This is a genomic window from Lentzea kristufekii (genome assembly GCF_033949925.1).
Taxonomy (GTDB): Bacteria; Actinomycetota; Actinomycetes; order Mycobacteriales; family Pseudonocardiaceae; genus Lentzea; species Lentzea kristufekii.
Map to the genome: position 1 here is coordinate 26,793 of NZ_JAXAVV010000007.1, position 14,404 is coordinate 41,196.

General features: G+C 72.0%; 12 protein-coding genes. 4 read left to right on the forward strand and 8 right to left on the reverse strand.

Going from position 1 to position 14,404, the window contains the following annotated elements:
- Positions 1 to 245: 245 nt before the first annotated feature.
- Positions 246 to 1,073, forward strand: a complete 828-nt coding sequence (locus SK571_RS16030) for an isocitrate lyase/phosphoenolpyruvate mutase family protein (protein ID WP_319984876.1) — start codon at positions 246 to 248, stop codon at positions 1,071 to 1,073.
- A 66-nt stretch (positions 1,074 to 1,139) separates the two neighbouring features.
- Here the strand turns inward: SK571_RS16030 and SK571_RS16035 are convergent, their stop codons facing one another.
- The 8 genes from SK571_RS16035 to SK571_RS16070 all read right to left on the reverse strand — a co-directional run bounded on the left by SK571_RS16035 (position 1,140) and on the right by SK571_RS16070 (position 9,674).
- Positions 1,140 to 2,783 (reverse strand): GMC family oxidoreductase, encoded by a 1,644-nt coding sequence (locus SK571_RS16035; protein ID WP_319984877.1) that lies wholly within the window; start codon positions 2,781 to 2,783, stop codon positions 1,140 to 1,142.
- 86 nt (positions 2,784 to 2,869) lie between these two features.
- Positions 2,870 to 3,667, reverse strand: coding sequence for an ABC transporter permease (locus tag SK571_RS16040; protein ID WP_319984878.1), 798 nt, complete (start codon positions 3,665 to 3,667; stop codon positions 2,870 to 2,872).
- Positions 3,664 to 4,431: an ABC transporter permease gene (locus tag SK571_RS16045; RefSeq protein WP_319984879.1), complete on the reverse strand. Its 768-nt coding sequence runs from the start codon at positions 4,429 to 4,431 to the stop codon at positions 3,664 to 3,666. The genes SK571_RS16040 and SK571_RS16045 overlap by 4 nt, the downstream gene beginning before the upstream one ends.
- Positions 4,428 to 5,372, reverse strand: coding sequence for an ABC transporter ATP-binding protein (locus SK571_RS16050; protein ID WP_319984880.1), 945 nt, complete (start codon positions 5,370 to 5,372; stop codon positions 4,428 to 4,430). The genes SK571_RS16045 and SK571_RS16050 overlap by 4 nt, the downstream gene beginning before the upstream one ends.
- A 2-nt stretch (positions 5,373 to 5,374) precedes the next feature.
- Entirely contained in the window at positions 5,375 to 6,469 is a 1,095-nt protein-coding gene (locus SK571_RS16055) for a hypothetical protein (RefSeq protein WP_319984881.1), read from the reverse strand.
- Positions 6,466 to 7,659, reverse strand: a complete 1,194-nt coding sequence (locus SK571_RS16060; RefSeq protein ID WP_319984882.1) for a M16 family metallopeptidase — start codon at positions 7,657 to 7,659, stop codon at positions 6,466 to 6,468. The genes SK571_RS16055 and SK571_RS16060 overlap by 4 nt, the downstream gene beginning before the upstream one ends.
- Positions 7,652 to 8,482, reverse strand: coding sequence for a GNAT family N-acetyltransferase (locus SK571_RS16065; RefSeq protein WP_319984883.1), 831 nt, complete (start codon positions 8,480 to 8,482; stop codon positions 7,652 to 7,654). Before SK571_RS16065 ends, SK571_RS16060 begins: the two co-directional genes overlap by 8 nt.
- Positions 8,466 to 9,674 (reverse strand): M16 family metallopeptidase, encoded by a 1,209-nt coding sequence (locus SK571_RS16070; protein WP_319984884.1) that lies wholly within the window; start codon positions 9,672 to 9,674, stop codon positions 8,466 to 8,468. Before SK571_RS16070 ends, SK571_RS16065 begins: the two co-directional genes overlap by 17 nt.
- An 869-nt stretch (positions 9,675 to 10,543) precedes the next feature.
- On the opposite strand from SK571_RS16070, the gene SK571_RS16075 reads away from it, so the two are divergent.
- From SK571_RS16075 to SK571_RS16085, 3 genes are all read left to right on the forward strand, one after another.
- Positions 10,544 to 11,569: a streptomycin biosynthesis protein gene (locus SK571_RS16075; RefSeq protein ID WP_319984885.1), complete on the forward strand. Its 1,026-nt coding sequence runs from the start codon at positions 10,544 to 10,546 to the stop codon at positions 11,567 to 11,569.
- Positions 11,570 to 11,962: 393 nt separating this feature from the next.
- A complete protein-coding gene (locus tag SK571_RS16080; RefSeq protein ID WP_319984886.1) occupies positions 11,963 to 13,201 on the forward strand; it encodes an MFS transporter in 1,239 nt (412 codons plus the stop codon).
- A gap of 11 nt (positions 13,202 to 13,212) precedes the next feature.
- A complete protein-coding gene (locus tag SK571_RS16085; protein ID WP_319984887.1) occupies positions 13,213 to 14,385 on the forward strand; it encodes a glycosyltransferase in 1,173 nt (390 codons plus the stop codon).
- Positions 14,386 to 14,404 lie beyond the last annotated feature (19 nt).

Here is a 14,404-nt window from a genome sequence, read left to right on the forward strand (position 1 = left end):
CCCCCGTGCTAACCTCGCGTTCACCGCCCGTTGGGGCAGGCCGATCGCCGGTAGGCGATGAGCCAGGGCGCGGGAGGATCAGACCTCCACATCTTCGTTCTCGGTCGCGGTCCTGGCCATGCCGTTCTTTCCACGTGACGATTTCACGCGCGTTCAAGCCCGCCGGTGACAACTGCGGCGGGCTTGCTCACCGATGACAATTTGGGATGCCGATGCAGAAAGCAAGCTTTCCTTCGTTTCGTTCGGTGCTCGACGAAGGCGGGGTCGTCCGCGTCGCCGGGGCGCACGACGCGCTCGGGGGCGTCCTGGCCCAGGAGTCCGGCTTCCAGGCCGTGTGGTCGTCGAGCCTCGAGGTGTCGGCCGCGCGGTGCCTGCCGGACGCGAGCCTGCTGACGATGACCGAGTACCTGCAAGCCGCCGCGAACATGCAGAAGGCGCTCAGCGTCCCCGTGGTGGCGGACTGCGACACCGGCTACGGCAACGCGATGAACGTCGCCCACATGGTGCACGAGTACCAGGCCGCGGGGATCACGGCGGTGAGCCTGGAGGACAAGCTCTTCCCCAAGATGAACAGCTTCGCCGCGGGCGGCCAGACGCTCCTGCCCGCGGAGGAGTTCGCCCACAAGATCGAGACGGCGAAGAACTCACAGCAGGGCGACGACTTCTTCGTCATCGCGCGCACCGAAGCCCTGATCAGCGGGCAGCCCGTCGCCGAGGCGCTGGACCGCTGCCACCGCTACGCCGACGCCGGCGCCGACGCCGTGCTGATCCACTCCAAGGCCCGCACCAACAGCCAGATCCTGGAGTTCCTGGCGCAGTGGCAGGGACGCCGGCCGGTCGTCGTCGTGCCCACCACGTACCCGGACTGGCACGTCGAGGACGCCGCCCGCGCCGGGGTGTCGGTGGTGATCTACGCGAACCAGGGACTGCGCGCCACGATCGCCTCGATGCGCTCCGCGTTCCGGTCGATCTACCAGCACGGCGACTCGACGGCGCTGGAGGACAGCATCGCGTCGGTCTCCGACATCTTCGCGCTGCAACGGCTGGCCGACTGGCGCAAGCTCGAAGCCTGAGACGGACCGCGGACCGCTGTGCGACAAGGGAAATTCCCCGGTTGCACAGCGGTCCGCGTGGTGTCGTCAGGAACGGCCCAGGATCAGCCGCCCGCAGCGGTCACCGATCATCATCGACGGCGCGTTGGTGTTGCCGGACGTCACGCTGGGCATGATCGCGGCGCTGGCGAGCCGCAGCCCGGTGATACCGCGCACCCGCAGCTGCGGGTCCACGACGGCGTTCGCGTCGGTGCCCATCCGGCAGGTCCCGACCGCGTGGAAGTCGGCCTGGGAGTAGGTGCGCACCGCCTCGATCAGCTTCTCCCTGGTGTCGAAACCCGGCCCCGGCAGGGAACCCTCGTCGGTCACCCAGTCGCGCAGGCCCCGCGAGTTGATCAGCTCCATCGCCAGCCGGTAGCCCTCCACCTGGGTGTCGAGGTCCTCCGCGGTCTGCAGGAAGTTCGGCTGGATGATCGGCGGCACGGCGGGATCGGCCGACCGCAGCTTCACGTGGCCCCGGCTGGTCGGGTGCAGGTTCATCACCCCGACCGACATCGAGTTGCCCGGATAGGGCGGGTACCCGTCCCGCGTGTAGTAGACCTGGAACTCGTACGCGGGCGTGCCCGGCACCCTTCCCCTGCCGGTGAACACGTTCACGTCCATCGCGGTGAGGTGGGACTCGGGCTCCGGCACCCGCAGCTTCTTCAACGTCACCGAGATCAGGTGGTCGTGCAGGTTGGCGCCGACCCCGGGCAGGTCCGCGACGACCGGGATGCCGAGGGGCGCCAGATCGCGCGCCGCGCCGACGCCGGACAGCTGCAGCAGCCGGGGGGTGTTGATCGTGCCCGTGCTGAGCACGACCTCGCACTCCGCCCGGACCGTGAACTGGCGGTCCCCCGCCTTGATCACGACACCGGTCACGGCTTTGCGGCTGTCGAACGTCAGCCGCGCGACCTCCGCGTCGGTCATGATCGTCAGGCGCGGGTCGGTGAGGTACGGCGTCAGGAACGTGGTGAACGCGTCCTGGCGGATCTGGTTCACCACGTTGAGCTGCGTGTAGCCGACGCCGAACTGGGTCGCGCCGTTGTAGTCCGGGTTGTACGCGTAGCCCACGTCGACGGCCGCGTTCACCGTGGCCTGCGAGAGCAGGTTGCGCCGCGTCAGCTCGCTCGACGGCTTGATGGGACCGGTCAGCGCGTCCAGCGACGAGCGCACGTTCGCGTAGTTCCAGCCGGTCGCGCCCTGGGCGGCCCAGTGGTCGTAGTCGGCCGGGTTGCCCCGGACCCACACCATCCCGTTCACCGAACTGCTGCCGCCGCCCAACTTCCCGCACACGAACGACTGCGGCTGGTTCAGCAACGCGGGCTGCGGCTCGGACTGGAAGGGCCAGATGAGCCTCGAACCCGGCGCGGTCAGCGAGCCGGCCTTCGTGAAGTCCCGCACCTCCGGCAGGTCGTTCGAACCGCCCGCCTCGATCAGCAGCACGCTCGCGCGCGAGTCCGCCAGCAGCCGCGCGGCCAGCGTGCACCCGGCCGAGCCGGCGCCCACGACGACGTAGTCGTAGCGAACCCCCTCCGCCCCGGCCGTTCCCGTGGCGGCAGAGGTGAACGCGACCGACGCCGCGGACACGCCGAACAACTTGAGCAGGTTCCGCCGAGTGAGAGTTCCGTCCTGCACCCGGCGAGCGATCTCGTCCGGATCTTGCCAGTTGTCCCGTTCCGTCCTGGACATCGAAGCCCCTTCATCTCATGGATCGAGTCACGAGCCGGCCGGTGGCAGGCGCCGGACGGCCCGAGTGGTTGAGGTCGCCGGCCGGATCAGTCACCGAACTCGATCGACCCGTCGCGCCGGCCGCTCTCCGCGAACCGGTGGAAGGTCAGTGCCGCCACGGCGAACCAGCCCGCGGCGACGCACAACTCGGCCGCGGCCGAACCCAGCACCACACCGGCGGGCGCGCCGGACAGCAGTGCCCGCACCGCTTCCAGCCCGTGGGTCACCGGCAGCACCTGAGCCACCGCGTGCAGCGGCGCGGGCCAGAACGACGAGGGCACCTGCACGCCGCACAGCACCATCAGCGTCAGCCCGCCCAGCTGTCCCACCAGGTTGCGCAGCTCCACCCGCCGCAACGCCAGTCCGGCCAGCACCAGGCCGAAGCAGTAGGTCGACACCGACACGAGCGCGATCAGCGGCACCGCGGCCAGCGCCGCCGGCATCGGCATCGGCACGTCGAACAGCGGCCCCAGCACGAACAACGCGACCGACGCGCACGCCGTCCCGTCCAGCAGCCACTGCACGCTGCGGCCGACGAACAGGGTGAACAGGGTGCCCGGTGCGGCCACCAGCAAGGGCAGCGTGCCCAGTTGCCGCTCCCACGCCGTCGACGCGCAGACGAACATCGACACCAGCGCCGCGATGTAGACGGCGTTGCCCACCAACAGGAAGTGCGTGTGCTGCGGGGATCCCAGCAGTCGTCCGATCACCGCGAAGAACGCAACCTGGCACAGGATTCTGGACAGCCACGCGAACGACCACGTCCGCCACGTGTAGATGGCCTTGAGATCGGCGCGCGCACTCGCGACCGCCGCCGCCAGCAGGCGGGCCTCGTCCCTGATCACGCGAACCCCACCGCCCCCGTGGTCCGCACCCGGCGCAGCACCGTCGCCAGCATCCACGTCCCGCCGAGGTAGCCCAGCAGTCCCAGTGCGAGCACGACCGCCAGCCGGGCCGCGACGTCCGGCACCGGCGCGGCGCGCAGGCTGTCCCGCACCAGGTCCGTGGACCAGGACAGGAACACCACCCGGCTCACCGGCTGCAACCACGCCGGCAGCAGATCCGTCGGCACGACCGCTCCGCTGAGCAGGTAGAAGGGGTAGGACAGCGCGTTCTGGAAGGTCCGGGCCGACCTGGCGAGCACGAACACGCCCGCCATCGCCGTCGCCGTACCGACCATCGCCACCACGGTCACCGCGAGCGTCGCCAGCAGCACGCCGACGTGCTCGGGTGCCACGACGACGTCGAACGCCAGCCACGCGACGGCGACGCTCTCCAGGAGCGCCACCATGCTGACGACGGTCACCGTCGCGGTCCGGCCCAGCACCACCACCGTCAGCGGCGCGGGAGTGCCGATCACCGCCTCCAGGGTGCCGTTCGCGCGGTCGGAGTCGATGATGTCGCCGGACACCAGCATCGCCATGCTCCACACCGCGATCACCGTCGAGCCGACGACCGCGTAGGGCGCCAGGTCCGCCCGCCCCGCGTGCTGCATGATCGCCAGCAACGCGAGCGTGAACAGCGGCGTGTTGAACAACGCCGCCAGGTCGGCCGGCCCGCGCAGCATCAACAGCTGGAACCACGCGGCGGACAGGAAGACGCGGATCACCGCACCACGCTCCCCCGGTCGCCGATCACGTGGAGGTACACGTCGGCCAGCGACGGCCTCCCCGTCGACATCGTGGTGACGCCCGCCCGCACCAGCGCCTGCACCACCGCCCCCGCCGCGCCCCGCGCCTCGGTCTCCACCACGGTCGTCCGGTCCTCAGTGGACACTCCGCGGACGCCGGGCACCGAGGACAGCGACGCCAGCACCTCCCGCGGCACGTCCTCGGCCACGACCCGCTCGTACTTCGTCAGCCAGCCGCCGATGGTCCGCGGGTCCTCGGTCGCGAGCAGCTTGCCGCCGTCGATCAGCGACACCCTGTCGCAGACGGCCTCGGCCTCGGCCATGTCGTGCGTGGTGATCAGGACGGTGCGGCCCTCGTCGCGCAGTTCGCGCACCAGCGACCGGAAGTCCTTGGCCGCCACCGGGTCCATGCCCACCGTCGGCTCGTCCAGGATCACCAGTCTCGGGTCGCCGACCAGGCCGCGGGCGAGGTGCAGCCGCTGCTTCATGCCGCGCGAGAAGGTCTCCACCCGTTCGTCCGCGCGGCCGGTCAGTCCCAGCCGCTCCAGCAGCCGGTCGGCCCGGGCCCGGCCCACCGCGCGCGGCTGCCGGTACAGCGCCGACCAGTACAGCAGGTTCTGCCGTGCGGTGAGCCTGCCGTAGAGGCCGCGCTCACCGCCGAACACGACGCCCACCAGCGTCCGCACGGCCTTGGTGTCGGTGACCACGTCCCGGCCGAACACCCGTGCCGTTCCCGAGGTGGGCAACAGCACCGTCGACAGGATCTTGCACAACGTGGTCTTGCCCGCGCCGTTCGGGCCGAGCAGACCGTGCACCTCACCGACCGGCACGGTCAGGTCGAACCCCGCCAGCGCCACACGGGGCGGTTGCCGACGGCGCGCGTACTCCCGGCCGAGGCCTGCGACTTCCACCGCGTCCACGTTCACTCCCCGTCCAGCAGCGGCAACCGCCGCACCGCCTCGTCGTACTGCTCCTGCGTCACCAGCTGCTGGTCGACCAGCAGGTAGTCGCCGACCGGGGTGGCCAGCAGCGCACCGCCGGGATAGGCGCGCACGAGGGAGGAAGCACGCGACGCGGGCGGTTCCCGCAGCAGCAGCCCGCCCACCGGCCTGGCGTCGGTCAGCGCCCTGGTCATCGCGTCCGCTCCGGCCGGAGCGGACGGCGGCGTCCACGCGTCCCGCCGCGCCCGTTCCCGTTCGGCGGCGGCGCGCAGTGGTGCGGCGAGATCGCCCAGGCAGCCCGGATCCGTCAGGGCGGCGGTGAACTCGACCAGCTCCAGCAACTCGGGCGCGACCAGCCAGTGTTCCGCGGCGGCCACCAGGTCACCGGCCACGGCCGCGCACGCGGACAGGCCGCCCAGCACCGCGGTGTCCACCGCGTCCTTGAGGCCGTACGGCCGTTGGAAGCGTTCTTCGGCCAGCGCCAGCAGATCCGTCACCACCGGGTCGGCGGGCAGTTCCGCGCGCACCCGCACCGGGCCGGTCCCGCCGGCGAAGGCCGCCGTCGACAGCTCCACGGAGTAGTGCCGGTCGAGCAGCGGGTCCTCGGCGGGCCACGTCAGCTGCAGCAGCACGTGCCGCTCGGGATGGCCGTACAACGACACGTGCACGTCCGCGACCGGCGCCGCGTCCTTCACCGCGTCCACCGCCCGCCACAGCTCGTCCTCGCCGGACACCACCACGTCCAGGTCGCCGACCGGGCGCAGCAGCCCTGGCGGGTAGTGCCCGGCCAGGGACGGTCCCTTGAGGATCCGCGCGCTGGTCGTGGCCTCGAGCGCGGCGACGACCCGGTCGTAGTTGTCGCGCCTGCGACGCGCGCGCCGCAGCTCGTCGAGAGCGCCGCTGCCCAGCACGTGCCCGTCCCGTTCGTACAGCGAGAGCAGGAGCATCGGCAGCGTCCAGCCACGGCGGCGGGCGGCGTGCACGAGCACGTCCGGCGCCTCGTCCTCGTCGACGCCCAGCGCCCGCGCGCACAGCGGCAGGTCGATCCGGGCGGTCGTGATCCCGGCGGTGGTCATCTCGGTCGTCCTTCCGGTCTCACCACGGTGATCAGGCCGGCGCACACCGCGCGCGCCGCGGCGGCCACGTCCTCGGCCGTGACGGCACGGATCGCCGCCTGCTGTTCCTCCGCCGACCACGGCGCGGTGCCCGCACGGGTGCGCACACCCAGCGACCGCGCGGCCTCCAGCGGGTCCTCGGAGTCGACCAGCAGCCGCATCTGCAGACCTCGCCTGGCCGCGTCCAGGTCCTCGTCGGCGGGCCCGCGCCCGGCCAGGTCAGCCAGCAGGTCCCGCACCACGTCGACGACCTGGGCGCCGTCGCCCTCGCCGGCACCGGCCAGCACCCGCCAGGCGCCCGCCTCGGTGTAGCCGCGGTCCCACGCCTCGAACGCGTAGCCCAGGCCCAGTTCCTCCCGCAGCCGCCGGTACAGCAGCGATGACGGGCTCGACCCGAGCAGTGCCGCCAGCACGTCGTGACCGGGCCGGCGCGGATCCCCCGCGCCCGGCGAGCGCGCGCCCAGGCACACCCACGCGAAGTCCTCCGGCCAGCGGACCGGCCCCGCGACGAGCGGGGGCAACGGCTCCGGCGTGATGTGCGGCGCGGTGGACCCGAGTGGTGTCACGGCAGGACCGCCTCGCGGCAGCACCGGTGGGTGCGGTCCGACCACCGCGAGGTGCGCGGGGGCGCCGAGGAACCGCGTCGCGTGGTGGGCGCGCACGGCATCCGGGTTCGCCGCACGGATCCCCGCCGGGGTACCGCCCACCGGCCGGCCGAGCGGGTGGCCGTGGAACAGGGCGGCCAGCACCGCGTCCTGCACGACCTCGTTCGGGTCCGCCGCCGACGCGGCCAGCTCGCGCAGCACCACCGCCGACTCCGCCGTGACGGCCGCGTCGGACAGGTCGGGCGCGAACGCGGCCCGCAGCAGCAGGGCGATCACCGCGTCCGCGTCCTCGGCGCGCACCCGCGCGTAGAACTGCTGTTCCTCCAGCCCGGTGTGCGCGTTCACGCTGCCGCCCAGCCATTCGGTCCGCGCGCTGAACGACCGGCCGTCGAGCGGTGCGGACATCACGAGGTGTTCGAGCAGGTGGGTCAACCCGCCCAGTTCGGGTGGATCCGTGCGGGAGCCCAGCGCCACGGTCAGGCAGATGCCGGTGGTGCGGAGGTCCGGCCGGACCTCCGAGGACACGGTCAGCACGGGATCAGCCACCGGCGGGCCGCTCGTCCGCGAGCGGCAGCGACCAGTACGTCGTGTCCCGCCGCCACCCGTGCGCGGTCAGTCTCGCCAGCACCCGCTCGGCGTTGTCGTCGTGGCCCGACACGTATCCGCGCAGCGGCAGGCCCAGCTCCCGCGCGTACCGCAGCGCCGCGGAGTTCAGCAGCGCGCCCGCGCGCGAGCCCCGGCGAGCGGGCAGCACGAAGGTGTCGAACAGCTCCAGCCTGGGCAGGCCGGTCAGCTCGTCCTCGTCGGGCACCACCGTGGCGTGCCCGGCGAACCCGCTGTCGTCGTGGGCGACGAACACCGCGCCCTCGGCCAGTGCCTGGGCGAACACCCGTTCGGCGTCTTCGCGCAGTGACTCGGCGGCCACCGGGCTGCCCGCGCCCTCGTAGCCGTCGACCATCGCCTTCACCAGCAGCGGCAGCACGTCGGGCGCGTCGCCTTCGCCCGCGCGGCGCACCAGCCACCCGGGCTCCTCGCTGGCGGGCGTGAGCGCGTCGGTGGCCAGCAGGTAGCGCATGTACGGCCTGCCGGCGGCCGGCTCCGGCACGCTCGCGGGCAGCACCAGCATCACCGACTCCGCACCGGGATGGCGCGAGCGGACCAGGTCGGTCAGGGGCGGCACCGGCACCGGGCCGCCCAGCAGGGTCGCCAGCACGCGCGGGCGTCCGGTGACCGGGTCGGCGTCCGGGGCCAGTACCACCGGCTCACCGGCCACCCGCACCAGCAGCCCGGACTCCGCGAGCTCCGCGGCCAGCTCCGCCCGCACGCCGCGGCCGACGAGCTCCGCGACCGGATCAGGAGGCGACGACACTGGTGTAGCTCCTCAACACTCGGGACGCGGCGGCGCGCACGTCGGCGTGCGTCACGTCGGCCAGCAGGCGCCGGGCCCGGTCGACCGGGGGCTCGGCGGGTTCGTGGTGCGCGGCCCACGTGCTGTTCAGATGCGCCAGTGCCACCGGGTCCTCGTGGTCGAGCAGCACGGCGCCGACGGCCTGCCTGCGCGCGGCGGCGAAGCGCTCGTCGCCCAAAGCGCCTTCCTCGACCTCTTGCAGGCACCTCCGGACGGTCTTCTCCACCCGCTCGACCTCGGCCGGCGGCGTACCGGCCACGACGGACCAGACGCCGGCGTCGTCGTAGGCGGTGTGCGTGGACCCGAGCTGGTAGCTGACGCCGAGTTCGCCGCGCAGCCGCTCGTAGAGCACCGAGCCGGGGGTTCCGCCGACCGCGGCGGCCAGCACCTCGGCCGCGGCCCACAGCGGGTCCTCGCGGCCCACGCCCTCGCCACCCGCGACCAGGTAGGCGTACTCCGCGTCCGGCGCCATCGCGGCGGTGGGCGCGCCATGCGACCCACCGGGCGCACGTGCCCCAGGCTCGCGCCGCACGGCCGCGAGCCCGCCCGTGCGCAACGCGTCCACCGTCTCGCCGAGCAGGTCGGCGGGCCCGACCAGGGACACCCCGATCGGCGCCGACCGCAGGCCGGCTGCGTGCTCGCGCAGCACGTCCGCCGCGGTGAACTCCGGGAACGGCACGGAACCGCCCACCGGGCGCGCCAGCGGCCCGCCCGCGAACAACGCGCCGTAGAACGCCTCGTGCGCCACGTCGACCGGGTCGTCCGCGGCGGCCAGCAGTTCCTGCACCACCACCTGGCTCTCCGCCGCGCACAGCGCGTCCGTGAACGCGGGCGCGGTCAGGGCCGCGGCGAACCGGCGCGCGCATTCGACAGCGGCCTCCGGCGGCACCCTCGTCCAGAAGTGCAGCGACTCGTGCGAGGTGGACGCGTTGGACTGGCCGCCGACGGTGTCGACCCACTTGCTCAGCGAGTCGCCTCCCTCGACGGGCGCCGCCATCACGAGGTGCTCCAGCAGGTGCGCGAGTCCCGGTGCGCCGGGAGCGTCGGTGCGCGAGCCGGCGCCGACGACCACGCACGTGGTCGCACTGCGGACGCCCAGCGAACCGTCCAGGACGACGCGCACCCCGTTGTCCATCGTCTCGACCGCGAACACCGCTCCCCCTCCGGCGGATGAGCGGCGGGGGTGGGCGTGTGCCCACCCCCGCCTCAGATCACTTGCCCTTGCCCTTCACGACCAGCTTCGGTCGCAGGTTCGCCGTGTGCTTGCGCGTCATGTCACCCTCCCCTCAGATTTGTTTCGAGTGACTCGAGGCAATTGAGCAGATCCAGGGCCGTCGACACACAGTCCCCGATCCACGTCCATGCCGGGACGACAATCACCCTCGCGTCGCCATTCATTACTACCCGCATTCGACGAGGCTGGCAAGAAATATCCAGAAGTGGCTCGACGCGGACGAGACCGACACCAATAGCCACCGATCCGCGCGAAATACCGGATCTGCGTCCGGCCGTCAAATACGTGCCTGAACAGCGCAAACGAGCACGAGACAGACCGAAGGAATCCAGAAAGACCCCGACTGACCGATGTGCAACTGTGAACTCGAAACGTTGACAGGCTTCGCCGAGGACTGGCAACTTCACGCCTTCCGCGCGACGACGCACCAGGCTCGACCATTCTGTTCGAATTGCGGACGAACCCAGTAAAACGCACGACGTCCATGCGTGCCCGCGACACGGGGATTCGGATTTGAACAAAACATCGGCACGACGGATCCGCATCTTGTCGCAGCACCGCGGACCCGGTGCCGCGGCGCACTCGTGGGCACAGCGGCCAGGCCTCGGCGACCGAGTGACAACGTTGCCTGATGACAGATCATCTTGTTACGGTCGACTCACCGAAAGTCACCATGTCGTCGCTGTGGGGAGTGGCGCTCGGTGCGACATTGGGGGCGCAGTCAGCGGACCTGCCCACCCCCGGCGTGCTCGCCGGCGAGGGTGATCCGGTCCGCGAACAAGGCACTCATGGGGGAGATCGTGGTCGAAGGGGTGGCCCCGCTTGACAGGGCCGCGGAGGAAGGAAGTTTCACCGACGTCGACCGGTACCTGGCGCGATGCGCGTCCGGCCGGGTGCTGCTCGACGCACTGGTCGTCGGCGACTCGCCTCGGGTGGCCGGGGAGGACCCCGAGCACGTGCGCGCGCTGGCCGAGGCGGACGGTCCGTTGCCCGCGATCGTCGTGCACCGCCCGACGATGAGGGTCGTCGACGGGCTGCACCGGGTGCGCGCCGCGCGGTTGCGCGACGAGCGGATGATCGACGTGCTGTTCTTCGACGGGACCGCTGACGAGGCGTTCCTGCTCACCGTGCGGCTCAACGCCGCGCACGGCCTGCCGTTGAGCCAGGCCGATCGCAACGCCGCCGCACGGCGGATCATCACCACGCACGGCGCGTGGTCGGACCGGGCGATCGCGGCCGTCGTCGGCCTGTCGGCCAAGACCGTGGGGGTGCTTCGCCGCGCGGTGCCCGCGGGCGGCGCGCCCGCCAGGATCGGCCGCGACGGCAGGGTGCGGCCGCTCACCACGGCGGAGGGGCGCCGCCAGGCGGGGAAGCTGCTGGTCTCCCAGCCCGGCGCGAGCCTGAGGGAGGTCGCGCGGCGGGCCAACGTCTCCGTCGGCACGGTTCGCGACGTGCGTCGCCGTCTGCGCGACGGCGCCGACCCGGTACCCGCGCGGCAGCGGCTGGCCGAACACGCCGAGGCCCCGGTCCGCCCGGTGGGCGAGCCGCGTCCCGCGCCGGACCTGGGGCTGCTCAAGCGCGATCCGTCCATGAGGTTCAGCGAGATCGGCCGCGGCGTCCTGCGGGTGCTGGAGGTGGGCACCTTCAGCCCGGACCAATGGCAGCGCTACACCGACATGGTGCCCGCGCACGCGGTCGGCGTACTGGCCGACGCGGCCCACCACTGCGCCGAGTCCTGGGCGCTGTTCGCCCGGAAGCTGGAGGAGCGCGCCCGCCGCACCTCGGACGCCCCGGACACCTCGACGGCGCTGTGAGCACCGGAGGCACCGTCCCCGCGACGGTGCCTCCGCAGTCCCCAGTGGACCTTCGGGCTCCCGCGCACTTCCCGCGCCCGCACTGTCCACTTAGGAGCATTTGCGTCAGGCTGCACGCGCCCGTTCCCCGGAGCGGGAAATCGTCTTCGAGAACCGGAAAACTTCCCGGTTTCCAACGTCACCCGTCGCGTGGAATATCGCTCAACAAGGCCAGCGCGAAGCATGTTTCGTCACGCTGCACTGCATGACGCGATTCCCCTGCCGCCAGATCCACAAAGGCCGCAGACGGTGCTATACATGAACGGGGGACGGGCGCAGGGCCGTCCGGAGGACCGTGCTGGGGGTACGAGACGTGTCGTCATCTGTCCTTTGTGGACCGGATGTGGTGAACCGGTGACCGCTGCCCCGGCCGGCCGACGCCGGCTGTTCGTCGCGGTCCTGGTGGACACGGTCGGCGCGGGGGCGTTCTTCCCGCTCACCTTCCTCTACCTCTCGGAGACCACCGACATCCCGCTCGCGCGCCTCGGCCTCGTGATCACCGTGGCGAGCCTGGTCGGACTGCCGGTGACCCCGCTGATCGGCCAGCTCGTCGACCGCTTCGGCGCGCAGCGGGTGCTGGTGGCGCAGACGGTGGTGGCGGCGGCCGGGTTCTCCTTCTACTTCCACGTCACCGGGCTGGGTGTGCTGGTGTGCGGGGTCGCGCTGGTGACGCTCTCCGACCGGATGTACTGGGCCACCTGGCCGGTGTTCGTCGGCGAGCAGGTCGGCGAAGAAGGGCTGGACCGGTGGTACTCCACGGTCAACATGGTCAAGAGCGCGAGTCTCGCGGCGGGTGGCGCGCTCGGGGCCGCCGCGCTGGCGACCGGCGGCACGGACGGGCTGCGGGTGATGCTCGCGGTGAACATCGCGTCGTCGCTCATCGCCGGTGCGCTGTTCCTGTCGGTGCGCGGCGGGCAGGGGACGCGCGCTGCGGTGCCGCGGGGTGGCTGGCCCGCCCTGCTGCGGGACGGCAGGTACCTGCAGCTGACGTTCGCGAACACGCTGCTCACGTTCGGCTGGTTGATCCCGTCGCTGGTGCTGCCGCTGTACGTGGCCAGGTACACGGTGCTCGCGGTGTGGGTGGCCGCGTCGGCGCTGACGGTGAAGATGGTGCTGGCCGCGGTGCTGCAGTCGCTGGTCACCGCGCGGCTCGGTGTCCTGCGCCGGACCACGACCGCGATCGTGGGAGCCGGGTTCTTCCTCGTCGCCATCGTCCTGCTGGCCTGCGCGTCGGCGGTGACCGGCACCGCGGCCGCGGTCGCGCTGGTGTTCGGCGGGGTGGTGTTCCTCGCGCTCGGCGAGACCGCCGCCGGCCCGGCCGCGAGCAGTCTCTCCGTCGCGGCCGCGCCGCCCGCGTGGCGCGGGCGTTACGTGGCGGTGTTCCAGATGTCCTGGTCGATCTCGAACATCGGCGGGCCCGCGATCGCGGGAGCCCTGCTCGCCACGTCGGCCCTGGCCGTGTGGCAGGTGTTCGCCGCGTTCGCCGGTGGGGCCGCGATCGTGTTGTTCCTGCTGCACCAGCGGTTCCCCGCCGAGATCGACGAGAAGACACCGCCGCGCGCGAAGACCGCGCGGCAATCCGCACCCGCATGAGAAGAGGACACATGACGCCGCCAGCAGACTCCGACAACCCGGCCCGCGCCGTCGCCGACGCCGCCGTGCTGAAGGCGGACGACGGGGCGCGAGGCGCGAATCCCTACTACTGGCACCGCATCCAGGACCTGCTCACAGCCGTGGCGGACGCGGTCGTGTCCTGTGGCGACGCGGAACTGTCCGCTGCGATCGAGGCGCTCGAGGCCGATCCGGCCGATGTCGGCCGCTGGCAACGCGTCCGTGAGCTGGCGAAGGCCGCCATGGACGATCCGGACCGCAAGACCGAGGACCTGACCCAGGCCGCGTGGGACCTGTCGCGGCGGTCGAGGCTCGGCTACCACGTCGGCGGAGCCTACGACCGGACGGCGACGGACGACGGCGGCTGGTCGCGGTGGGAGGCCGCCAAGCCCTCCGGCTCGGGCGAACTGCTGGCGCAGATCGTGATCCCGTTCCGCAACCGCGACCGGAACGAGTACCGGACCAGGAACCTGGCCGCCTGCCTGAAGTCCCTGTCGGACCAGAGCGCCGACCGGTCGAGCTACCAGGTCACGGTCGTCGAGTCGGACGACGAGCCGCGGTGGCGGGACCTGGCGGAGAACTACGCCGACGAGCACCTCTTCGCACCGCACGGCGGGCCGTTCAACAAGTGCTGGGCGGTGAACGTCGGCGTGGTCAACACCGCGCGGCCGGCGCCGGTCATCTGCGTCCTGGACGCGGACGGCCTGGTGGACAGGGAGTTCGTCGAACGCAACGTGGCCCGGTTCGACCGGGACGGCGCCGGTGGGTTCATGCCGTTCCGGGACGTGACGTACGTGGACCAGCCTGCGTCCGTGCGCGCGGTCGCGGACCGCTGCGTGGCAGGAAGGGCCGAGGCGGACCCGGACCGGTTGCGCGGCTTCCTGGTCCATCGCGCGCCCGGACTGTGCGTGTGGCTGCGCCGGGACGTGTTCAACGCGGTGGGAGGCATGGACGAACGGTTCGAGGGATGGGGACGCGAGGACCTCGACTTCGTGTTGAGGGTGCAACTGGCGACGGCGTTCGACCAGTACGACGACAAGATGCTGCACCTGTACCACCCGTCGTCGGCCTTGCTGAACAACGGCCAGACCGTCAACGCCCACATCCCCCTGCTGTCGTGGCAACCGGAGGAGCCGATCGGCCGCATCGACCGCTATCGCGACTGACCGGCACGTTACTCGGGGG